The organism is Allobosea sp. 10L422, from assembly GCF_056395345.1.
Genome location: NZ_JBFTJI010000012.1, coordinates 1 through 22,043, shown reverse-complemented (window position 1 = coordinate 22,043; position 22,043 = coordinate 1). Strand labels below are relative to the sequence as shown.

The following is a 22,043-nucleotide window of genomic DNA, read 5'->3' as shown; positions in this document are numbered from 1 at the left end:
CCTCATTTCATGCCGGTGTTGGCAATGCCGGTGGTGATGAAGCGCTGCAGGAAGACGAAGACGAGCGCGACCGGCAGCAGCGTCACCACGGTCATCGCGAGCAGGTAGTGCCACTGCGTCTGCAACTCGCCCTGGAAGGCGTTGAGGCCGATCTGCAGCGTGTAGGCCTCGGTCTTGGTCAGCACGGCGAGCGGCCAGAGGAACTCGTTCCAGCGCCACATGATCGAGAAGATCGCGAGCACGGCCAGCGCCGGCATGGCGAGCGGCATGACGATGCGCCAGTAGATCTGCCACTCCGAGGCCTTGTCCATGCGCGCTGCCTCGATCAGATCGCGCGGCAGAGTCAGCATGTACTGGCGCAGCAGGAAGACGCCGGTCGGTGTCGCGGCTCCCGGCAGGATCACCGCCCAGAGCGAATTGACGAGACCAAGCTTGGTGATGACCAGATAGACCGGCACGAGGATGATGGTGATCGGAATCATCAGCGTGCCGACAACCATCAGCATTACCGCCGTCTTGCCTTTGAATTCGTAGATCGACAGGGCATAGGCGGCCATCGAGTTGATGATCAGCGTGATGATCGTCGCGACCAACGTGACGAAGACCGAGTTCCAGAGGAAGCGGGTGAAGGCGAAGCGCTCCAGCGGCTCGGTGTAATTCTCCGTGGCGAGCTTGAACTCGCGCACGGGCGTGCGCTTGTCGATGGGGACGCGGATCGTCTCGCCCGGATTGGCCGGATCGACCATCTGTGCCTGGATGCCGATGCGGCGCACCTGTGCGAGCACGCGCTTGCTGCCATCGGGCATCTCGACCTCGAAGAGCGGCAGCTTCTGGGACTGGCCGGGAACGACCACTTCCTTCTGCGACATCGGCAGCAGCGAAGGCGGGAATTCGAGCAGGCCGGCCTGGGTCTTGAACGAGGACATTCCGAGCCAGAGCACCGGCCCGAACATCAGCACGACGCCGACGAGGAGATAGGCGTAAGCCGCGATGTCGGTCCAATGCCAGCGGCCGGGTTTGCGGCGCGCGGTCATCATGGCGACGGCCTTGTTGGCGTGAACAGCCTGGCTCATGCGGCCCCCTTGCGGCGACTCGCCGCGAGCTGGGCCAGCGTCAGCGCGAAGAGCACGACGCCGAGCACCACGGAGGCCGCCGCCGCCAGACCGAAATTCTGGACCTGATTGGCGAAGGCGGTCTCGTAGATGTAATGCACCACCAGCAGCGTCGCGGTGCCCGGCCCGCCGCCGGTGAGCACGAAGACCTCGTCGAAGGTCTGCACGCCCTTGATCAGCGCCAGCACGATCACGACGATCATGTTCGGCCAGAGCAGCGGCAGAGTGATGCGCCAGAACATGCGCCAGCGCGGCGTCGCGTCCATCTCGGCGGCTTCATAGAGATCGGCCGGGATCGCCTGCAAGCCGGCGAGCAGGATCAGCGTGTAGAAGCCCATATGGGCCCAGACCGAGACGAAGACGATCCAGAACATCGCCCAGCTCGGATCGACCAGGAAGAGGATGCGCTCGCCGCCGAGCGAGGTGATGGCGGCGTTGAGCAGGCCGTCGCGCTGGAGAATCCATTTCCAGGTCAGCGCCACCACCACCGGCGAGAGCAGCACCGGGAAGAAGTAGACGGCGCGGAAGAAGCCGCGCGCCCGGATCTTCATGTTCAGAACGACGGCGGTCAGGAGCGAGAACAGCACCATCGCCGTGACCTGAAAGGCGGTGAAGCGGGCGGTGTTGTAGACGCCGCGCCAGAAATGATCCTCGCGGCAGGACGATGGGTCGAGGAAGGAGCCGCAGTCGAAAAGATAGGCGTATTGCTGCGCCCCGACATAGGGCCGCTCGGTCGGGAAGAGCCCTGCCCCGCCCGTCACCGAGAAGATGAAATTGATGACGAGCGGCAGGAAGACGAAGAGCGAGAAGAAGGCGAGGTTGGGCAGAATGAAGACATAGGCCATCCGCCGCTCGCCGATCAGGCGCTGGAGCGCCCGCATCGGCCAGTCGACGAGACGCATGAGCAGCGCGAGCGGCGCGGCGAGAGTGCCAGCGGCGCCCGCCCCCTCGCGGCGCGGGTTCATGTCGGCGGAGGCCATCCGTCTTACTTCTTACGCTCGGCGATCTGCTGGGCGATGTCGGATTCGATCCGCTTGAAGGCCTCGTCGAGCGTGCCTTCACCCGAGATCGCCTGGCCGAGACGGCTGATCGTCGCGTTGAAGATGACGCGGTTGTTGACGTAGCCCTGCAGCTTGTAGGCGACCGGCGAGAGCTGCGCGACCTGATCCGAGAAGACCTTGAGCGCGGCCTTGGCCTGCGGCTTGGCATCCTTGTAATCGAGGCCCTTGGCGGCGATGCCGAGATGGCCGGGAACGAAGAGCGAGCGGGCATAGAACTCGCTCAGCACCGACTCGCTCGCCAGATAATCCATCACCTTGGCGACGGCTTCCGGGCTCTTGGTCGTCTTGATCGCGACGAGGCCGGCGCCACCCGGCATGCCCGAGCAATTGCCCGCGCCGCAAGGCGAGGGAACCGCGACCCAGTCGAAGGCATCGCCGACCGTCTTGTCGAACTGGGCGATCTGCCAGGAGCCGGAGTGGTACATCACCACCTGGGCGTTCTTGAACTCGTCATTGGCGCCGCGATAGGCGGTGCCGGAGACCGAGCCCCAGAGCTCCTTCTTCATCACGCCGTCATTGTGCCAGTCATAGACCCGCTTGGCGGCGCGCTTGAAACCCTCGTCGACCACCGCGGGCTCGCCCTTGTCGTCGAAGACCTTGGCGCCCTCGGAGACAGCGACCGAGAAGAAGCGGTGGCCGGAACGGTCCATCGCCAGCGGGAACGGCGCCTGGACCTTGTCGGCCACGGCCTTGGCCGCCTTACCCCAATCCTCCCAGGTCGCCTTCGCACCGGGCATGGCGATACCGGCCTGCTCGAACAGCGTCTTGTTGACGAAGGGGCCGGTGACGGTGAGCTGCGTCATGAAGCCGGTGATCGCGCTGGAATCACCCTCAGGGCGCATCCAGGGCAGGAACGGGCCGAAATTCTTCTCCCAGTAGGAGGCGTCCTTCAGATAGGGGCGCATGTCGAGCGCATAGCGGGCGATGCCCCCGAGATCGACGACGCGGGCGATGTCCGGGCCCTGCCCCGAGGCGAGCTGGACCGGCAGATTTTCGGTGATCGCCTTATAAGGCACCTGATCGAGGACGACCTTGATGTCCTTGTTCTGAGCCTCGAAGCGCTTCAGCAGATCGGAAACGACCTCGCCCTCATTGCCGTCGGAGTACCAGGCGATACGCACCGTGGTCTGGGCGAAGGCCCCGCTACCGGCGACGAGGCCAACCGTCAGCGCGAGCGCGGAAATCCACTGCTTCCTCTGCATCTGCGTTCCATCCCTGAATGACGACGCCTCAACGAGCGTCTTGACAACTACTAAGGCAAACGTTTGCCTTGCTTGTCAACGGGCGACGCGCACGCCATTGCTGCGTGCGGCCGGCTTATGCCCACCCACCGGCGTCAATGCCGTGCGAAGGGATCGGGGAGGATCATGACGGCGAAGGCCGCAAGACCGCAGCAGAGCCTGGCGTCGCTGGCGACCGTCGCGCACGACACCGGCGTTTCGGTCGCGACCGTTTCCCGGATCGTCAACGGCAAGGCCGGCCGGGCTTCCGCCGATACGATCGCCCGGGTCGAGGAAGCCATCCTCCGGCTGGGCTACCGTCCGAACCCGGTCGGGCGGGCACTCAAGCGCCGGGCCAGCCGCGTCGTGGCGATGCTGGCGCCCAATCTCGACAATCCCGCCATGGCCGCGATCGCAGTCTCGACCGAAGCCGCGCTGCGCGGCGCCGGCTTCGTGATGATCCTCTGCGACACGCATGACCGGGCCGATCTGCAGGACGACTATCTGCGCGCGATGCGTGATCAGTTCGTCGCCGGCTATGTCATGGTTAGCGCAGTAAGCAGCCCCGGCCTTGCCGACGCATCGAAGCGCGGCGATCCGATGGTCTTCGTGGCGCGGCGCAACCCGCTGGGCGGTGGGGCGTATGTCGGCATCGACAACCGCGCCGCCGGAGCGGACGCAGCCGATTACCTGCTCGCGCGGGGCATCGACAGCACGGCCGTGCTGATGGCGGCCGAGAACGCCTCCAGCACAGCCGAGCGTGCCGACGGCTTCGTCGACAGACTGATCGCGCGCGGGTTTGGGGTCGATCGTATCCGCCGTGCGAGCGCGCCCGGCCTGTCGCATATCGAGATCGGCTATGCCGCCGCGCGGAATATGGTCGCGGCCGGCGGCTGGCCGGACAGCGCCCTCTGCGTCAGCGACATGATCGCCTACGGCGCCTATCGCCTGGCGGCCGAAAGCGCCGTCGCCATTCCCGAGCGCTGCGCGCTGATCGGCATCGACGGCAATGCGATCAATCGCTGGATCGCGCCCTGGCTGACCTCGATCCGCATCCCCTACGAGCATTTCGGCCAGTACGTCGTCGCGCAGCTCAGATCATTGTGGAGCGGCGCAGCGACGCAGGAAGTCAATGTGCCTCATGACCCGCCACCGATGATCGAACGGCTCAGCGCCTGATTCCGTCCACGGAACAGCCTCGCATGGTGCGGGGCCGCAACGGCCCGCCGCCCCGCAAGTCACGATCGCGTCATGTGGCGTACCGCGCGCGCTCCGGCCGGCGCGCCCTATCGATCTCTTCAGCCTCGGATCATCACGCAACGCTCGCCGCTTCGGAGCCGCAGGGGCGCTCACAAGAGCTGCTAAACACCTGTATAACTTCGATATAGCGGATCACGCTCCAATCTTGCGAAGCGACACCCGCGAGCCCCTGGAGCCACGACGGCGCGCAGCGTTCCACCTCGCGCTCTCCCGCAACCGAGGCGTACGCCTAAAGTCTAGCATCGCGTGCCATTGCCCAGCGGATGGGCAGCTTGACGCCCTCAGGGCAGAGTTTCACTATTCCAAAGAGGAACAAGACGCTCTTGTTCGCCTGGGAGGTTGAGATGCTGCATGAGCTCTCGCGTCGCCAGTTCCTGAAAGCCGCAGGCGCGGGTCTGGGCGGTTCTGCCGTCGCCGCGCTGGGGTTCGGGGGTGCCGAAGAGGCGCTTGCCCAGGCCGTGCGGCCCTTCAAGCTGGCGCGCACCACGGAAACGCGAAATACCTGTCCGTACTGTTCCGTCGCCTGCGGCGTGATCATGTACAGCCTGGGTGACAACTCCAAGAACGCTCACCCGGCCATCATCCATATCGAGGGCGACCCGGACCACCCGACCAATCGCGGCACGCTATGCCCGAAGGGGTCCGCCCTCCTCGACTTCGTCCATTCCGAGACGCGCACCAAATTCCCGCAATATCGCGGGCCCGGCCAGCGCGAGTTCAAGCAGATCAGCTGGGGCGAGGCGCTCGACCGCATCGCGCGGCTGATGAAGGATGACCGCGACAAGAACTTCGTCGCCACCAACCAGGACGGCGCGACGGTCAACCGCTGGCTGACCACCGGTTTCCTGGCCGCTTCGGCGACCACCAACGAAACGGCCTTCCTGACCTACAAGGTCGTGCGAAGCCTCGGAGTCTTGGCGTTCGACAACCAGGCGCGTGTTTGACACGGACCGACGGTGGCCAGTCTGGCCCCAACATTCGGTCGCGGTGCGATGACCAACTCCTGGACGGACATCAAGAACACCGACCTCATCATCGTCATGGGCGGCAAYGCCGCCGAGGCGCACCCTTGCGGCTTCAAATGGGTCACTGAGGCCAAGGCTCAGCGTGGCGCCAAGCTGATCGTCGTCGATCCGCGCTTCACGCGCACGGCCTCGGTCGCCGATTTCTATGCGCCGATCCGGCAAGGCACTGACATCGCCTTCCTGCTCGGGGTGATGAAGTACCTGATCGACAACGACAAGATCCAGCACGACTACGTGCGCATGTTCACCAATGCGCCCTATATCGTGAAGGAGGGCTTCAGCTATCAGGACGGCCTCTTCACCGGCTATGACGAGGCCAAGCGCGACTATGACCGCTCGACCTGGGAGTATGAGCTCGGTGCGGACGGCTATGTGCAGGTCGATGAGACGCTGCAACATCCGCGCTGCGTTTACCAGCTCCTGAAGAAGCATACCGCCGTCTATACGCCGGAGATGGTCGAGCGCATTTGCGGCACGCCTAGGGACAAATACCTGGCAATCTGCAAGATGATCTCGGAGTGCTCGGCGCGCGACAAGACGATGACGTCGATGTATGCGCTCGGCTGGACGCAACACTCGAAGGGCTCGCAGAACATCCGCTCGATGGCGATGGTGCAGCTGCTGCTCGGCAATATCGGCGTGCGCGGCGGCGGCATGAATGCGCTGCGCGGCCACTCCAACATCCAGGGTCTGACCGATATCGGCCTGATGTCGGACCTGATCCCGGGTTATCTGGCGATACCGAAGGACAGGGAGGTCGATTTCGCGACCTATATGTCGACGCGCGGCTTCAAGCCGTTGCGCCCCAACCAGATGAGCTACTGGCAGAACTACAGGAAGTTCATGGTGAGCTTCCTGAAGTCGATGTGGGGCCCGGCCGCGACGGCGGAGAACGATTTCTCCTATCAGTGGCTGCCTAAGCTCGACGTGCCCGGCTACGACATGCTGCGCACCTTCGACCTGATGTATCAGGGCAAGGTCAACGGCTATTTCTGCCAGGGCTTCAATCCGCTCTTGTCCGCGCCCAACCGGGGCAAGATCACGGCGTCGCTGTCGAAGCTGAAATTCCTCGTGGTGATGGATCCGCTGCAGACGGAGACAGCGCGCTTCTGGAAAGACGAAGGCGTCCATAACGACGTCAAGCCGGAGTCGATCCAGACCGAGGTCTTCGAACTGCCGACGAGCTGCTTCGCCGAGGACGAGGGCTCGCTGGTCAATTCCGGCCGCTGGCTGCAATGGCACTGGCCGGGTCAGGAACCTCCGGGCGAGGCCAAGGCCGACACCTGGATCATGGCGCAGCTCCACATGCGCCTGCGGGCGCTCTACCAGAAGGAGGGCGGGGCCTTCCCCGACCCGATCGTCAATCTGCACTGGCCCTATCGCGATCCGCAGGACCCGCAGCCCGACGAAATGGCCAAGGAGCTGAACGGCTACGTCGTCTCCACCGTCGCGGACCCGGCCGATCCGAACAAGGTGCTGCTGGAGAAGGGCAAGCAGGTCGATACCTTCGGCCAGTTGCGCGATGACGGCTCGACCGCCTGCGGCTGCTGGATCTATTCGGGCAGTTGGACCGAGCGGGGCAATATGATGGCCCGGCGCGACACCAACGATCCCGGCAATACCGGCGCCTATTCGAACTGGGCSTTCKCCTGGCCRGCCAACMGGCGCATCCTYTACAAYCGCGCCTCSGCCGATATCGACGGMAAGCCSTGGGATCCSAAGCGCARGCTGATCGARTGGAAYGGCACGGCCTGGACCGGSTWCGACGTGCCGGACATCGCGCCGACGGCCAAGCCGCAGGATGTGGGCCCGTTCATCATGAACCCCGAGGGATCGGCCCGCCTCTTCGTTCGCGGCATGATGCGGGACGGCCCCTTCCCGGCGCATTACGAGCCCTTCGAAAGCCCCGTCGTCAACGTGACGGCGCCGAAGATCCGCGGCAACCCGGTCGCCCGCATCTTCAAGGAAGACCTCGCCGCGCTCGGAACCTCGGACAAGTTCCCGTATGCGGCGACGTCCTACCGCCTGACCGAGCACTTCCACTTCTGGACCAAGCATGTCTGGGTCAATGCGGTGCTGCAGCCGGAGTTCTTCGTCGAAATCAGCGAACAGCTGGCGGCGGAAAAGAACATCCAGAAGGGCGGGTGGGTGAAGGTTTCCTCCAACCGCGGCTCGGTCTATGCCAAAGCCGTGGTGACCAAGCGCATCAAACCGCTGATCTGCGATGGCAAGACCATCCATGTGGTCGGCATCCCGCTCCACTGGGGCTTTACCGGTGCGGCCAGGAAGGGCTTCGGCCCTAACAGCCTCACCCCGTTCGTCGGCGACGCCAACACCGATACGCCCGAGTTCAAGGCGTTCCTGGTGAATGTCGAGCCGTCCAACGGGCCAGCGGTCAGCTAGGGAGGGTCCGATGGCAGGATTGCAGAGTCAGGACTTCGCCCGCATCTCGGCGACCACTTTCAGGCCGCCGGACGTCCGCCATGATTTCGAGGTGGCGAAGCTCATCGACGTCTCCAAATGCATCGGCTGCAAGGCGTGCCAGGCGGCCTGCCTCGAGTGGAACAATCTGCGCGAGGAGATCGGCATCAACCGGGGCGTCTACGACAACCCGCATGATCTGACGCCGAACACCTGGACGCTGATGCGGTTCACCGAGTGGGAGAACCCCGAGAGCGGCAATCTCGAATGGCTGATCCGCAAGGATGGCTGCATGCATTGCGCCGATCCGGGCTGCCTCAAGGCCTGCCCGGCCCCTGGCGCGATCGTGCAGTACAACAACGGCATCGTCGACTTCGTCTCGGAGAACTGCATCGGCTGCGGCTATTGCGTGAAGGGCTGCCCCTTCAACATCCCGCGCATCAGCCAGTCCGACCACAAGGCCTATAAATGCACGCTCTGCTCAGACCGGGTCTCGGTCGGCCAGGCCCCGGCCTGCGCCAAGGCCTGCCCCACCGGCGCGATCGTGTTCGGCACCAAGCAGGCGATGCTCGACCATGCGCAGACGCGGCTGACGGATCTCAAGTCCCGCGGCTTCAGGAACGCCGGCATCTACGATCCGCCGGGCGTCGGCGGCACCCATGTGATGTATGTGCTGCATCATGCCGACCAGCCGCAGCTCTACGCCAACCTGCCGGCGAACCCGCGGATCAGCCAGGTGGTCGAGCTCTGGAAGGGGCTGACCAAATATRCCGGCATGGCAGCGGTGGGCTTCGCCGCCRYSTTCGCCTTCGTCCATGCGACGGTGGCGCGACGCAACGATGTCAGCCGCGCTGAGGATCGCGAGGCCGAGCATCTGATCGACGAGGAGGCTGCCCGTGGCCGTGAGGCGTGAAGAGGAGCGCACGACCGTCGACCGCTATCCCGGCCGCGTGCGCGTCAATCACTGGATCACCGCGATCTCGCTCATCCTGCTCGCGTTCAGCGGTGCCGCGCTGTTCCACCCCACGCTGTTCTTCCTGTCGAGCCTGTTCGGCGGTGGTTCCAACACGCGGGCCCTGCATCCCTGGATCGGCGTCGTGCTGCTGGCGAGCTTCGCCATCCTGTTCATCCAGATGGTCCGCTACAATTTCTGGACGAAGGCCGATACCCGATGGATGGGCCATATCGGCGAGGTGATGTCGGGCCGGGAGGAAAGCGCCCCGGAAGTCGGCAGGTACAATGGCGCCCAGAAGATCGTCTTCTGGCTGATGACGCTCCTGATCCTCGTTCTGTTCGGGACGGGCCTGATGATCTGGTACGAGTATTTCGGAGCCAGCTTCACCATCGAGCAGCAGCGCTTCGGCCATATCATCCATGCGCTCGCAGCCATCGCGATGCTGCTCGTCGTCATCGTCCATATCTATGCCGGCTTCTATGTGCGCGGTACGATCAACGCGATGACCGAGGGCAAGGTGACGGGCGGCTGGGCCTTCCGGCACCATCGACTCTGGCTGCGGCACGAGGCGCGGGAGGGCGTGATCGACGAACGTCAACTACCGCCGCGCGGCCACAGCGCCGGCCCGGCCGAATAGATCCGATTGCGGGACGGCTCCGGCCGCTCCGCCTCCCGTGACCGGTGCGGTTCGAGAGGACAGTGAATGAGTGACGATCCGGGCTTCGCCGCCTTCGAAGATGTCGGTATCGCCGAACGCGACAAGCCGCCTTTCGTCAGATTGCCGAAGCCGGAAAGCCTGTTCGGCCTGCGCGCGATGCGCTTCGCGGCGCTCGCTCCGGGCCATCAGCTCGAAGCCTATCTCCTCTTCCTCTCCGAGCTTTCGAAGGTGCAGGACAAGCTGGCGCGCGAGCTGCCGCCCCCTGCCCTGCCATCACTGGCGCAGATGCGCCAACGCGCCGGCCACGCGATGCCGATCCTGCCGCGTGAGGAGTTGGCCGACGATCCCACCACTTCGGAAGCCTTTGCGCGGCTCGTGACGCTGCTCGCCGATGTCGCGATGCCCGATCTCGCCCGCGCCGCGCTCGATCGTGCCGGCAAAGCCGACGACGAAGGTCGGCGGGCGATGTTCGCTGCGGTTCTGGCGGATGCCGTCCCGGTCGAGGCCTTCGCCGAGCACATCTTCGCCGCGGCGGCCGTGCAGATCGTCGCGGCGCAACGCGCGGCGCAGCTCGACCCTGTCCTGCCGCAACCTGTCGCCGACGGCGTCTGCCCCTGCTGCGGTGGACCGCCCGTCAGCAGCACGGTGGTCGGCGACGCCAATATCGAGGGCGTGCGCTATGTCCAGTGCTCGCTCTGCGCGACGCAATGGAACCATGTCCGGGTCAAGTGCGTCTCGTGTGGGTCGACCAAAGGCATCGCCTATCAGGCGATCGAAGGCATCGCCGATACGATCAAGGCCGAGATCTGCGACGAGTGCCGGACCTATGTGAAGATCCTGAACCAGCGCAAGGACATGGAGTTGGAACCCGTAGCGGACGATGTCGCAAGCCTCGGCCTCGACCTGCTGGTGAAAGAGGCCGGCTGGCGGCGCGCGGGAGTGAACCCATTCCTGCTCGGCTACTGATCAAGCGTCTCCCGGAGGGAGCCTGATGAACAAGCCCGAACGCTTCCGCCCGCCATCGGTTGACACCGTGCTGCACAGTGCCGGCGGCGAACTCGCCATCGCTCGCCATGGACGGGCAGCGGCCACCGATGCGATCCGGCAGGTTCTGGAGCAGTTGCGTGCCGGCGGCCAGCCGCCCGCCGCCTCCCTCGAACAGGTCAGCCGCATGGCGCTGGATTGGCTGGAAGAGCGCGGGCGGCCCTCGCAGCGCCCGGTCATCAACCTGACCGGCACGGTGCTGCACACCAATCTAGGCCGCGCCCTCCTCGCCGAGGAGGCGATCGAGGCCGTGGTCACCGCCATGCGCGCGCCAACCAATCTCGAATACGAGATCGAAGCCGGTCAGCGCGGCGAGCGCGACGCCCATGTGCGCGATCTGATCCGCGAACTGACAGGCGCCGAGGATGCGATCCTCGTCAACAACAACGCCTCGGCCGTACTGCTGGTGCTCAACACCCTCTCAAGGAACCGCGAGGCCATCGTCTCGCGCGGCGAGCTGATCGAGATCGGCGGCGCCTTCCGCATGCCGGACATCATGGCGCGTGCCGGCGCCGTGCTGCGCGAGGTCGGCACGACGAACCGCACGCATCTCAGGGACTATGCCGAAGCCATCGGCCCTGAGACGGGGCTGCTGATGAAGGTTCACACCTCGAACTATGTGGTGCAAGGCTTCACCGCCGAGGTGGAGCCGGCGGCGCTGGCCAAGCTCGCAGACCAGCACGGCCTGCCCTTCGTCGACGATCTCGGCTCGGGCACGCTGATCGATCTGTCGCGCTGGGGTTTGCGCAAGGAGAAGACGGTCCAGGACGCGCTGAAGGGCGGCGCCGATCTCGTCACCTTCTCCGGCGACAAGCTGCTGGGTGGGCCGCAGGCCGGCATCGTCGCCGGGCGCAGGGATCTGATCGCCAAGCTGGCGAAAAACCCGCTGAAGCGGGCGCTGCGCCTCGACAAGCTCAGGCTGGCGGCGCTCGAAGCCACGCTACGGCTCTACCGCGATCCCGACCGCCTGTCGCAGCGCCTGCCGACGCTCAGGCTGTTCACGCGGACGGCGGCGGAACTGCGAACCGCAGCGGAGCGTCTCCTGCCCGGCCTCATCGGCTCGCTCGGCCCAAGCTGGCAGGTCGAGGTCATCGACTGCGCCAGCCAGATCGGCTCCGGCGCGCTGCCCCTGGAGACGCTGCCGAGCGCTGGTCTTGCGCTGCGCCCGGCCGGCAAGACGACCGGTTCGGCCATCGAGAAGCTGGCTGCGGCCTTTCGGGCCGTCCCGGTGCCGATCATTGGAAGGATCGCGCAGGGAGCGCTGATCTTCGACCTGCGCTGTCTCGAGGACGAGGCGCTTTTCGCCGCGCAGCTCGCTGCGCTAAACGCGGAGCCGAGCAATGGGCTGGCTTGAGCGCTTCTTCCGCAAGGATTCCATGGGCGTGCCCGAGAGCGGCCATGATGTGGCGGCGGCCATGGCCGAGGCGGCCGCCGCTGTCGAGCGCTGCGATCATGCGGCCGCGCTCGCGATCTGGGGTCCGCTCGCCCATGCCGGCTTCAGTCGTGCCCAGAACAATATCGGCGCCTGCTTCGCCGAAGGCTACGGCGTCGACCGCGACCCGGCGCTGGCCCTGCGCTGGCTGACGCTTTCAGCCGAGGGCAGCGATCCGGTCGGGCAGCGCAATCTTGCGGCCCTTCATTTCAAGGGCGATGGCGTTGAGCAGAACGACGACGAGGCGCTGCGCCTCTACCGCCTCGCAGCCGAACAGGGCGACGCCCCCGCCCAGGACATGCTGTCGTGGATGTTGCTGGAAGGCGGGCGCGTCACCGATCGCGCCGAGGCTCTGCGCTGGGCGCAGGCCGCGGCCAAGAGCGGGATAGCCACCAGCATGACCAGGCTCGGCATGATGCATCACGATGCGCTCGGCGTTGAGCGCGACGCGACGCTGGCCTCGCAATGGTGGCAGCGCGGGATGGCGGCAGGGGACCCGGACTCCGAAGCGATGCTCGGCGCCGCGACCCTGCTCGGCCAGGGCGTGCCGCAGGATGCCGGCCGCGCGCTCGCCCTCCTGCTCGCCGCCGAGGCGAAGGGCAGCCTGCTCGCGGCTCCCTTCATCAAAGCCGCACGGGTTGCCGCTGCCCCGGCGGAGGCCGGGTCATGATCATCGGCACGGCCGGTCATATCGACCACGGCAAGACTTCGCTGGTCAGGCGACTGACCGGCGTGGATACCGACCGGCTGAAGGAGGAGAAGGCGCGCGGCATCAGCATCGCGCTCGGCTTCGCCTATTGGCCGCAGGCGGACGGCAGCATCATCGGCTTCATCGACGTGCCCGGCCACGAGAAGTTCGTCCATACGATGCTGGCCGGCGCCTCCGGCATCGACCTGCTTCTGCTCGTCGTGGCGGCGGATGACGGGGTGATGCCGCAGACGCGCGAGCATGTCGCCATCGCCCGGCTGCTCGGCATCGGACAGGCTGTCGTGGCGCTCACCAAGGCGGATCTGGCCGATCCGGATCGGTTGGCCGCTGCCACAAACGAGATCGCAAACCTGCTCGCCAAGACGCCCTTCGCGGAGGCGCCGATCCTGCCCGTCTCGACCGTGACCGGTGACGGCATCGCCGCGCTATCTACATTGCTTGCCGAGAAAGCGCATGCGAGCCGGCCGCAGCATAGCGATGGCGCCTTCCGCCTCGCCGTCGATCGCTGCTTCACCCTCCAGGGCACGGGCACGGTGGTGACCGGCACCGTGCTGTCCGGCAATGTCGCCGTGGGCGACAGCGTCATCGTTTCGCCGGCCGGGACAGTGGCACGTGTGCGCTCGGTCCACGCCCAGAACCGCCCGGCCGAGCGCGGCGCAGCGGGAGATCGCTGTGCGCTCAACCTCGCCGGGCCGGGCATTTCCAAGGACGCCATCCGGCATGGCGACATCGTGCTGGTACCCTCCCTTCATGCACCGACACTGCGGCTCGATGCAGAGGTTACGGTGCTGCCCACAGAGGCGAAGCCGCTGACGATGTGGCAGCCGGTGCGGCTGCACCATGCGGCGGCGGAGGTCGGAGCGCGCATCGTGCTGCTCGGGGAGGAGATCGTCCCCGGCGCCACGGCTCCCGTTCAGCTCGTCCTCGACACCCCTCTGGCCGCCTCGGCGCTCGACCGCTTTGTGCTGCGCGACGCCAGCGCCTCGCGCACCATCGGCGGCGGACGCATTCTCGACCTCCGCGCGCCGGAGCGCCGGCGCCGCAGCCCGGAGCGGCTGGCACAGCTCGCGGCGCTCGGGCTGTCCGACCCGGCCGAGGCGCTGCGCGCGCTCCTGTCCCTGCCGCCGCATCACATCGACCTCGACGGTTTCGTCCGAGATCGCGCGCTCGGAGCCGCGGCGAACGGCGAACTGGCTGCCGGGCTTGGTCTTGTCCGGATCGGCTCGCTCGCGATGCTGCCCGAAAACTGGCGGGACCTCTCGCAGGCGACGGTCGAGCGGCTCGACGTCTGGCATGCCGAGCATCCCGATTTGCCCGGCATGGGCCTGGAGCGCTTGCGCCTTGCCGTCGCGCCACGCCTGCCTGCGCCGCTCTTCCGGATGGTGCTGGGGCGATTTGCCGATAGCGGCTTGCTCGTCATGGCCGGTTCATGGGTCCGGCGCCCTGAGCACGAGGTCAGGCTCTCGCCCGAGGACGAGGCGCTCTGGTCGCGGATCGCGCCGCTGATCGATGCGCAGGAGCGGTTCCGGCCTCCGCGCGTGCGCGATATCGGCCAGATGCTTGGCCACCGCGAAGAGGACATCCGCCGCTTGTTCCGGCTAGCTGGCCGGCGCGGCGATGTTCACGAGGTTGCGCTCGACCACTTCTTCCTGCGGGCGACCTTGACCGAGATGGTCGGCATCGCCGTGGAGCTTGCAGGCACCGATCCGGCCGGCTTTAACGCCGCGCAGTTTCGCGACAGGCTCGACAACGGCCGAAAGGTGGCTATCCAGATACTCGAATTCTTCGATCGTCATGGCCTCACCATCCGCCGCGGCGATCTCAGGCGCATCAACCGGCAAAGGCTCGATCTGTTCGGCCCGCAGCCGGGGATGCCCGATGGAGGAGAAGCGTCCCCGGTGGGGCGTCCGGACTTCAAATCCGGGAGGGGCCGTCAGACGGTCTCTGGTGGGTTCGACTCCCATTCTCTTCCGCCACACTCTTTGAAATAATTAGGATTTTAGCTCGACCTCCAGAACAATCATAACGCCTCACCTAACGGCCAATGACGCCATTTTGGCCAGCAGGAAGCCAGCCACCGTTGCCGAGAGCGGGCCGCGCGCGGCGCAAATCCAAGTCGCGTGTTGGATTTGATAGCGCTCGCTCGTCCGGAAGGCGTAAGGTCGTGCGTCAGGAGGCTCGATATGCATGAGCAACACGCCGACAACGACGACGTCCGGTATTTTCTGCACGTATCAACCTCCCACGAATATCGAGAGGCACTGTCGCGAATCAGAGTACTGGACGGCGCGAAACGGGCGAGCCCTGAGGGTCGCGAGCGCGAGGCGCTGGAACTCGCCGTCTCCCGCTTTTTGATGGCAGCCGAGCCCCCAAAACACTAGGCGCAAACCCGCCCCCTGCAGAGAAGGCCTTGTTGCGGCGCGGCGGCAATGGGTTGCTATCGGTCGCTGGCCCGGCGTCTAGGCGGCCCTCCGGAGTTCGGCGGGCTCGTTACGGGTATAGACGTAGTCCCTGATGTAGTTCTCCGGATCGCCGGTCTCGTGGTGCGGCTGGATGCCGATACAGACGTCAAATGGAGTCCAGTGCAGATCGCTGGTATCCTTCGGCGCAAGCACGCCGGTTGCGCGACGTAGGGCCGCAAACTCGCGCTGGCCGATTTCTTGCGCAGCCTCGTCGGCGTGCTCGAGGGTGTAGTTGATGTAGAACGGTCGTGCGTCGTACTCGCCGCCGACGATCTGCGCCTTGCACTTCAAGACCATGCCGGTGCCCGATTTGGTCGCCGTGTACTCGCTTTCCACGATTTCCATCTGGTATTCACCCGCCGGGAGGGGCGTGTAGCCAGAACTCGGTTCGGCGTCGGGATTGTAGTTTCCGCCAATGCTAGCCATGTCTGTTGCTCCCAAGGTGTCGATGTGATACATTTAGCTCACAGAGAACCCTTAGTCAACCCCTATGGTTAAAAATGATACCTATGGATCAGCTAGTGACAGGACGGCAGATCGCGGCAGCGCGCGCTTTGGCCAACATCTCGCAAGCAGCGCTCGCCGCAAACGCAAACATCTCAGTCCCTACGCTCAAGCGGATGGAAGCCAGCGACGGGCGGGCCGTCGGGATGAAGAATAACGTCGTCGCGGTCATCAGCGCTCTTCAGGCCGCCGGCATCCAGTTCCTAGCCGACGGCGACGTGGCTACCGGCCCGGGGGTGGCGCTGAGGGGCTAGGAGCCTTCTTCAGCCTGCGTATACGGCAGGGAGGCCATCCAAGCGTCAACCTCAGACTCGCGCCAGGCGATTGTGTTTCCGCCTAACGTGACCGGCTTTGGCAGAGAGCCGTCCTTCACCTTGAAATAGATGGTGGTGCGGCTTAGGCCGATGCGGGCCTTGAATTCAGGCATCCGAATGAGGCGGTCTGGCCGGGTTGTCAGCGTATCCATAGCGCATCTCCTGTGACGGGATGCCAAGGCTAACGAACGCAGTTGGGCCGGCCATGCATTGAGGAAAGTTGTTCGCTGTATCCACAGCACATACCAACAATGGCGGGAACCGTACCAGACACCGAACCCGCTCGACTCGCTGGTATTCCTCGTGATTATGCGTCTGCGCTTGTACCCAATATCTAGGCCCATTGCTGCAAATCATGGATCATCAACCGCGCGAGCTTCCCCCGGGCGTCTTTGCCGTTCGAAAGCCCAGAAAGACCTACTGGTACTACACGCCGAACCGCGGCAAGCCGAACGAAGGCGAGTGTAGACGCCTGCCGGAATACGGCACGCCTGAATGGCACGACGAGATTGAGGGTATCCGACGGGAACAGGACGGCGTACCTGCCCTCTACGACATGCGCTCTTTGGTCAGAGACTACAAGCTGACGGCGAGGTGGGGTCAGCTAAGCGAAAACACGGTCGGCACCTACGAGAGCGCTACGAAGCCGATCCTGGCAGCGTGGAAATACCGCCGGCCTGGCGACGTCTCCATTGCCGACGTCTCGGCGCTCGTGGAGAGGCTTTCAGACCGACCATCCACGGCCAATATGACGCTCGTCATGGCTAGGAAGCTCATGAAATACGCCGTTCAGAAGGGGCTGCGGAAAGACAACCCGGCACGGGACGTGGACACGTTGGATGAGGAAGGCAACGGCGCGAAGCCGCTGACGCCAGAGGCATGGTCCGCGCTAATGGCGCCGGAATGCCCGACGGCGGTGCAGCGACTCGGCATCCTTGGGCGCGCCACCGGTCAGCGCATCTCAGATCTCATCACAATACGCCCTGCCGACCGCGACGAGGATGGCATCGGCCACAAGATCAAGAAGCTCCAGAACAAGCCACATTGGAGCCTGCTGACAGCGGAGCAGATCGCGGAAATTGACGGCTGGGGAGCGGCTGGGAACGAGCCCTATATCCGCCGTCCAGACGGCAGGGCGTACAACACCGACCGCCTCCGCGACGCCTGGAACGCCTATGCAGCGAGTGACCCCGGCGCTCCCCTTCGAGGGTACACACCACACGACCTGCGCGCGACCAAGGTCTGCGACGAGCGTATCAGCGGCAAGACGCACCAGCAGATTGCGGCCATGGTCGGAATGTCGATCGGCAAGGTGATGCACTACAGCAAGCACATTGACCAGAGACTCGTAGCTCGAGGTGCGGCACGCGGAGAGGCACCTGCGGTGTCTAGCCCCGGGCCGCTTGGTCGGATCTATGACTTGGCCGAGGCAGCTGCTTATTTGCGCGTGCCTGCGGATGATGTTGCCGCACTGGCGCGAGCAAACGGGATTGGCGCCGTATTTGGCCAATTAATCCGTTTCGGCGAGGACGATGTTAGGGCGTTGTGGGAGGCCGCTAGGCACGCGGCCCCATGATCCGCGCCAACGGATTCACTATTGCCCACGCCTTCTTGGCTCTCGTGTTCGTCGCGGGTGGATGGCTGAGCGGGGCTTGGCGCTGATCAGCGAAGGTTACTATGGGACTATTTGCATAGCGCTGGGACGATTCGACAAATCAGAACGGATCATGAATCGTGAGGGATGAAGCTGAACGCAACTCCAACCAGACGATTGGCGCCAGCTACTTCTTCATTGACCGTACGCGTCGTCTGCTTGGTCTCCGATCGGGTCGCGCTCCTCGACCTCGAATTCCCGGCACTCGAAAAGGGGGATATCCATCCACGGCCCTGTCGCTTGGAGTCCACGAGATTCAGCATTGCTGATCACAGCGCAGATGAGGTCGTCGGCCGCCTTGGCGATCGAAGCGATGTTCGCGTTGACCTCGGCCGCGTCAGTATCGTCCAGTTCGCCCAAGCTCCGGATGCTCGTGACGTCCGAGAGCCGATCGGCAAAGGCGCTGGCGAGCAACTGGACCTCGTCGACCGTGTCGACCCATCCTTGGGTTGCGCTGTAGGCGCGATAGGTTGGCAGAACGCGGAGATCGAGGACGCCCTGACGCTCATCGTCGCGCGGCATCGCCCGGCCGCTGATGGTATCCGAGGGTAGGCCCGATCGAAGAATTCGCTGGGCACACATGACGCAACTCCCACTCGACGGAGTCGAGAACGGGATGACGGTGGAATCGTTCCTTGGTCGGCCGGGCTCTGCTGGTCTACCCCGGTGCGACGACGAACCGCGATTCGAGCCGATGCCCTACCCGCCTGACAACCCGCCTATAACCTTCTCCATCCTCTCCGGCCGCGAGGTCTCGACCTGGTCCGAGGAATGGAAACACGAGTGCGAAATCCGCTACCTCGCCGGCATGAAGCTCGGGGATCGCAACGAAGCTCTGGACGGCGTGAAGGATGGCCTGCGCGGTATCAAGAGCATCCGCGAGGAGAAGCCCGTGCCGCATCTCCGTGCAGAGATCGACCGCTATGCGGCATTGAAGGCCAAGGGTTGAGTTGGCCCTTTACCGTGCTTCGCTATCGGATGCCGCCCCCAACTTTGGAGGCACCGTTGCAGTGCGCGCCAATGCTTCCGCCGGAGAAGCGCGCATTCTTGTTTGAAGGGCGACCAGGTCGGCCAAATCGGCGGCCAGGATTGCTTCCCCGGATCCGTCGCGCAATTCGCCATCTGTGGAGTTCGCCCATTTGACCGCAGCCGTGCGTTTATCAATCAGGCGCGTAATGATGCGCCACTTATCGCCCGCCTGCCGAACGCTACCCTCCACAACGTACTGGTGCGCGACCTGATAACTGCGCGGTCTAGTCAACGGGTCGGCCGGGCCGTCTCTTCCAAAAACCCGCAACTGCTTCTGCTGCGCGAGACGGTTCAGAACCTCCTCGGACAGAGCAGCGGCGAATGTAACGCTCTCTGGCGACGATGACAGGCTAACAAACGGCCTTACGATAATCTCCGGAGCGGCCGTCACCTCGGTTGTTGGTAGCTGCGGCGCTGAATCATCCCTTATAGTCCGCATCGCGACGGCGAGAAACAGCGTTAAGCCGAGCAATAGAACGCAAGCCGCGACCGATGGCGCGCTGGCAATCTTCTGGAAATTGAAGCTCTCGACCCAGCTTTCTCCATTCGGTCGATCTAATTCTTGCTCAGGCGCAAGCTGCTTTCCGCCGTGGCGCCAGCGGAATGTGGGGACGTAGCTTCCCTTTGCGACCTCGATGACAACTTCGTCGCCTTTGCCTTCGAGCAAATAGTATCGCTCCAAGGCACGCCTCAGGCGGCCGGCTTCAATCCGCACGACCGGATCATTCATCGCGTCAAAATCTTCGTTTCGGCCAAATACCGCTATCGCTATCGCATAGGCCTTCAGCCTTGCTTCTCTCCCGGAGAGAGTTTCACTGACGATGTATCGAAGGAATGATCGAACCCGATCTGGAGCCTGGAAATCGACGCTGTGCAGTATCAGTTCCAATTCGGCGCAAACAGCGTCTGCGCCCGGAACCTCCCCGGATGATGCGCAATTTATCTGAATCAATTGCCTTGATTGTTCCACGGTAACCCTCCGCGAACCATCAGAATTTACTAAATTAGCAACTAAAGCCCAATCATAACGCAACCAAAAACTAAGCGAAATATGATCCTAGGCCAAGCTGGAGCTTATGCGACCAGCAAAAGAATAGCTAAGAGAAAGATGCCTATCCAGCCGCGCCATGTGAAGTCAGGGCGGTGACGAAGCCTTACCCCTCGTTCTTCGCCCGCTGGTGGAGATGACGCAGCAGCCCTTCCTGGCTCCCGGCGGCCTCGATGATGATGTCGAGGGCCGCGAGAGTGACGTCCTTTTTGGAGGCGTCAGGGTGGGCTTCGCGGACCGCTCGCAGGAGATCCTTCGCATCAGGATAATGGTGCGACAGTCTCAACAATGTGCCCTGGATGGACGGGTGCGTCATAGCCGGCTCTGCGCTTCTGGATTGGACTATCGAGCATGACACCAATGGGGCTCATCCAAAACGCAAAAAGCCCGGGCCGCCGAGGCCAGCGGGGCCAATGCGCCTCTATCCGCGCCATCACAGCTCTAGGCTGAAGCTGTCGAAGAAGGCGTTGCCCTCCCGCCCACAATCAGCAAATCTGCTGGTCTGCGGGAGGGCTTGTCATGCGTACGCCCGACAACTCAGAGGCCTCAATGGATCGGATCAACGGCGTTCTGATCCGGGCGGCTATCGTGGTGGCTGTAGCGGCGGTTGTGGTGCTGCCCCTGGCTCTTCGCTGAGAGCTATCTGGCGCGCCGCGCTCTCAAATAAGAAAAGGCCCCGCCAGCCGGAGCTGACGGGGCCAAGTTTAGGGAGGAAACGCCCGAAGGCAGCCGGTTGGGCCGGCCAAGCCATCTTGCGGCGGTCAGCCGCTCGATTTCGGGGGCATCGGGATAGCTCGGGCGAGCCGCCCCGCTCTACCGCGGCGTGACGGAAAGCCACGGAAAGAACATGGACAGCTTGGCCGACACAAAGCCGCCGATCGCTGCCATGGCGAGGATAGCCCACCGTGCCCCCTTGGCCTGCAGCAGCAGCGCGTGCATCTCGTCGACCTTCTTGGACACGCCTTCCAGCTTCTCCGTCAGGTGCTCAACGTCCGCCTCGAGCTTGATTGTCCGGTCGCGGGTATCGGTCTCGACGGTCATCGCGGCACCGGCAGGCCAATAGTCGCCACCGTTGATCGATGGAGCGCGCCGCAGGACACAAGCTCGCGCCGATCACGCCCCCAGAGCGACACGACATCCTTTTGCGTCAACCGGCGCCGCGGGATGGCTACGGGCCGGGGGCAGTCACTCCGTTGCGCCGCGGTCAATTCCGGCACAACCAGCTGCGTTCTCACAACGGGCCTATCGGATTGTGTCGAGCAGGCTGCCGCGCTCAAGGCTAAGGCCACAGCCATCGCCATCCGGCAATTCCGCATTCTTCTTCTCCAGTTCGTCAAATGCGGTCTTTGCCTGCGTTTCGGCCTCCGCTCGTTCGGTCTCAGCCGCAAGAACGCGGCGCGACATTTCCAGACGCTCGCGTTCTGCGAGCGCGTTGCTCTCGGCGATTTGCGTCACCCAATAGCCCCGCTCAGCGGACACGGCGGCCTTAACCGCCCTCTCCTGCGCCGCGTCGATCGCTGCCATTCCGCGCCAGAAGCCGAAGGCGACGATTGCCAGGACCATGCCAAACACAGCCAGGCGGGCACCGATGCCGCCTAACTTTTCAACCAGCCAAGCCCAGATCAAAGCCCGGCCTCACACAGTTCCTGCTCGCCGATCCGGCTCGCGTCGCCGGTCGTGCGGCGCTTGACGAGGCCAATCATGACCTTCCCCGCGGCCCGATTGAACGCGGTCGCCGCCCTGCAGCTCTCTTCGTACTGCCCTGCTTTACCCAACCGCGCCGCCGTTGATTTGCACGCCGCGCCGGTGCCGATGTTGTAGGACAGCGAGTTCATCATGCCGCGCCACGACAAGGGCTTGGAATCGAACCCGGGCACGCACGCGATCAGTTCTTTGCGGAACTCCATCAGCCGCCGGGAAAGGCGCGCGTCACACCCGGCCGGTGTTTCCACCATGCCCTTGGTGACGCCCTTCGTGTCGCCATCGTGATCCGCCCCCGCCGGCTGGTCCAAGGTGATTGTTAGTGGACGGTTGGTCTCGACACCAGCGCGGGCGGCGTAGCTGGTCCGGGTTGCGCAGCCGCCCTCGCGGTCATGGCGGGGATGAAGACCTCTGGCGCGGGAGGCTTGTATCCT

21 protein-coding genes, 1 tRNA gene and 1 pseudogene are annotated in these 22,043 nt (G+C 64.4%); 12 read left to right on the top strand and 11 right to left on the bottom strand.

Translation table 11 applies throughout. From position 1 onward, the window contains the following. Positions 1 to 2: 2 nt before the first annotated feature. Genes AC1DEZ_RS20935 through AC1DEZ_RS20925 form a run of 3 tightly spaced genes read right to left on the bottom strand, consistent with a single transcriptional unit; the run spans position 3 to position 3,375 of the window. Positions 3 to 1,073 (bottom strand): carbohydrate ABC transporter permease, encoded by a 1,071-nt coding sequence (locus AC1DEZ_RS20935; RefSeq protein WP_441512419.1) that lies wholly within the window; start codon positions 1,071 to 1,073, stop codon positions 3 to 5. Next, positions 1,070 to 2,092: a carbohydrate ABC transporter permease gene (locus tag AC1DEZ_RS20930; RefSeq protein ID WP_441512418.1), complete on the bottom strand. Its 1,023-nt coding sequence runs from the start codon at positions 2,090 to 2,092 to the stop codon at positions 1,070 to 1,072. The genes AC1DEZ_RS20935 and AC1DEZ_RS20930 overlap by 4 nt, the downstream gene beginning before the upstream one ends. Before the next feature lie 5 nt (positions 2,093 to 2,097). Continuing rightward, positions 2,098 to 3,375, bottom strand: coding sequence for an ABC transporter substrate-binding protein (locus AC1DEZ_RS20925; RefSeq protein WP_441512417.1), 1,278 nt, complete (start codon positions 3,373 to 3,375; stop codon positions 2,098 to 2,100). A gap of 165 nt (positions 3,376 to 3,540) precedes the next feature. On the opposite strand from AC1DEZ_RS20925, the gene AC1DEZ_RS20920 reads away from it, so the two are divergent. The 9 genes and pseudogenes from AC1DEZ_RS20920 (at position 3,541) to AC1DEZ_RS20880 (ending at position 14,873) form a co-directional block, all read left to right on the top strand. Then, positions 3,541 to 4,572 (top strand): LacI family DNA-binding transcriptional regulator, encoded by a 1,032-nt coding sequence (locus AC1DEZ_RS20920; RefSeq protein WP_441512416.1) that lies wholly within the window; start codon positions 3,541 to 3,543, stop codon positions 4,570 to 4,572. Between the two features lie 425 nt (positions 4,573 to 4,997). Further along, positions 4,998 to 8,081, top strand: coding sequence for a formate dehydrogenase-N subunit alpha (gene fdnG / locus AC1DEZ_RS20915; RefSeq protein ID WP_476780587.1), 3,084 nt, complete (start codon positions 4,998 to 5,000; stop codon positions 8,079 to 8,081). 10 nt (positions 8,082 to 8,091) lie between these two features. Beyond that, positions 8,092 to 9,012, top strand: coding sequence for a formate dehydrogenase subunit beta (fdxH, locus tag AC1DEZ_RS20910; protein WP_476780586.1), 921 nt, complete (start codon positions 8,092 to 8,094; stop codon positions 9,010 to 9,012). Then, a complete protein-coding gene (locus AC1DEZ_RS20905) occupies positions 8,996 to 9,691 on the top strand; it encodes a formate dehydrogenase subunit gamma (protein ID WP_441512413.1) in 696 nt (231 codons plus the stop codon). The genes fdxH and AC1DEZ_RS20905 overlap by 17 nt, the downstream gene beginning before the upstream one ends. A 66-nt stretch (positions 9,692 to 9,757) precedes the next feature. Then, entirely contained in the window at positions 9,758 to 10,678 is a 921-nt protein-coding gene (gene fdhE, locus AC1DEZ_RS20900) for a formate dehydrogenase accessory protein FdhE (RefSeq protein WP_441512412.1), read from the top strand. A gap of 25 nt (positions 10,679 to 10,703) precedes the next feature. Further along, positions 10,704 to 12,110: an L-seryl-tRNA(Sec) selenium transferase gene (selA, locus tag AC1DEZ_RS20895; protein ID WP_441512411.1), complete on the top strand. Its 1,407-nt coding sequence runs from the start codon at positions 10,704 to 10,706 to the stop codon at positions 12,108 to 12,110. Further along, positions 12,097 to 12,858 carry a tetratricopeptide repeat protein gene (locus AC1DEZ_RS20890; protein ID WP_476780585.1) on the top strand — a complete coding sequence of 254 codons (762 nt, stop codon included), beginning with the start codon at positions 12,097 to 12,099 and terminating at the stop codon, positions 12,856 to 12,858. Before selA ends, AC1DEZ_RS20890 begins: the two co-directional genes overlap by 14 nt. Continuing rightward, positions 12,855 to 14,672: pseudogene (gene selB, locus AC1DEZ_RS20885) on the top strand (selenocysteine-specific translation elongation factor); the annotation flags it as partial. The gene AC1DEZ_RS20890 and the pseudogene selB, both read left to right, overlap by 4 nt. Before the next feature lie 105 nt (positions 14,673 to 14,777). Further along, a tRNA-Sec gene (locus AC1DEZ_RS20880) sits at positions 14,778 to 14,873 on the top strand. A gap of 483 nt (positions 14,874 to 15,356) precedes the next feature. Here AC1DEZ_RS20880 and AC1DEZ_RS20875 read toward each other — a convergent pair. Further along, entirely contained in the window at positions 15,357 to 15,785 is a 429-nt protein-coding gene (locus AC1DEZ_RS20875) for a DUF669 domain-containing protein (RefSeq protein WP_476780584.1), read from the bottom strand. Positions 15,786 to 15,859: 74 nt separating this feature from the next. Between AC1DEZ_RS20875 and AC1DEZ_RS20870 the strand changes: the two genes are divergently transcribed. Further along, positions 15,860 to 16,117 carry a helix-turn-helix domain-containing protein gene (locus tag AC1DEZ_RS20870; RefSeq protein WP_476780583.1) on the top strand — a complete coding sequence of 86 codons (258 nt, stop codon included), beginning with the start codon at positions 15,860 to 15,862 and terminating at the stop codon, positions 16,115 to 16,117. Here AC1DEZ_RS20870 and AC1DEZ_RS20865 read toward each other — a convergent pair. Next, positions 16,114 to 16,329: a helix-turn-helix transcriptional regulator gene (locus AC1DEZ_RS20865; RefSeq protein ID WP_476780582.1), complete on the bottom strand. Its 216-nt coding sequence runs from the start codon at positions 16,327 to 16,329 to the stop codon at positions 16,114 to 16,116. The genes AC1DEZ_RS20870 and AC1DEZ_RS20865 overlap by 4 nt on opposite strands. Before the next feature lie 203 nt (positions 16,330 to 16,532). On the opposite strand from AC1DEZ_RS20865, the gene AC1DEZ_RS20860 reads away from it, so the two are divergent. Then, positions 16,533 to 17,753: a hypothetical protein gene (locus AC1DEZ_RS20860; protein WP_476780581.1), complete on the top strand. Its 1,221-nt coding sequence runs from the start codon at positions 16,533 to 16,535 to the stop codon at positions 17,751 to 17,753. A gap of 213 nt (positions 17,754 to 17,966) precedes the next feature. On the opposite strand, the gene AC1DEZ_RS20855 is transcribed toward AC1DEZ_RS20860, so the two are convergent. Further along, positions 17,967 to 18,353 (bottom strand): hypothetical protein, encoded by a 387-nt coding sequence (locus tag AC1DEZ_RS20855; RefSeq protein ID WP_476780580.1) that lies wholly within the window; start codon positions 18,351 to 18,353, stop codon positions 17,967 to 17,969. Positions 18,354 to 18,525: 172 nt separating this feature from the next. Here AC1DEZ_RS20855 and AC1DEZ_RS20850 point away from each other — a divergent pair, with 172 nt between their 5' ends. Continuing rightward, positions 18,526 to 18,780, top strand: a complete 255-nt coding sequence (locus AC1DEZ_RS20850) for a DUF7696 family protein (protein WP_476780579.1) — start codon at positions 18,526 to 18,528, stop codon at positions 18,778 to 18,780. Positions 18,781 to 18,789: 9 nt separating this feature from the next. On the opposite strand, the gene AC1DEZ_RS20845 is transcribed toward AC1DEZ_RS20850, so the two are convergent. The 5 genes from AC1DEZ_RS20845 to AC1DEZ_RS20825 all read right to left on the bottom strand — a co-directional run bounded on the left by AC1DEZ_RS20845 (position 18,790) and on the right by AC1DEZ_RS20825 (position 21,920). Beyond that, positions 18,790 to 19,830 (bottom strand): hypothetical protein, encoded by a 1,041-nt coding sequence (locus AC1DEZ_RS20845; RefSeq protein ID WP_476780578.1) that lies wholly within the window; start codon positions 19,828 to 19,830, stop codon positions 18,790 to 18,792. Between the two features lie 184 nt (positions 19,831 to 20,014). Next, positions 20,015 to 20,224, bottom strand: a complete 210-nt coding sequence (locus AC1DEZ_RS20840; RefSeq protein WP_476780577.1) for a hypothetical protein — start codon at positions 20,222 to 20,224, stop codon at positions 20,015 to 20,017. Between the two features lie 497 nt (positions 20,225 to 20,721). Beyond that, the gene (locus AC1DEZ_RS20835) at positions 20,722 to 20,949 is read right to left on the bottom strand and encodes a hypothetical protein (RefSeq protein WP_476780576.1); all 228 of its coding nucleotides are present in this window, start codon (positions 20,947 to 20,949) and stop codon (positions 20,722 to 20,724) included. A 201-nt stretch (positions 20,950 to 21,150) separates the two neighbouring features. Beyond that, positions 21,151 to 21,534 carry a hypothetical protein gene (locus tag AC1DEZ_RS20830; protein ID WP_476780575.1) on the bottom strand — a complete coding sequence of 128 codons (384 nt, stop codon included), beginning with the start codon at positions 21,532 to 21,534 and terminating at the stop codon, positions 21,151 to 21,153. Then, positions 21,531 to 21,920, bottom strand: a complete 390-nt coding sequence (locus AC1DEZ_RS20825; RefSeq protein ID WP_476780574.1) for a glycoside hydrolase family protein — start codon at positions 21,918 to 21,920, stop codon at positions 21,531 to 21,533. The genes AC1DEZ_RS20830 and AC1DEZ_RS20825 overlap by 4 nt, the downstream gene beginning before the upstream one ends. Between the last annotated feature and the right edge of the window lie 123 nt (positions 21,921 to 22,043).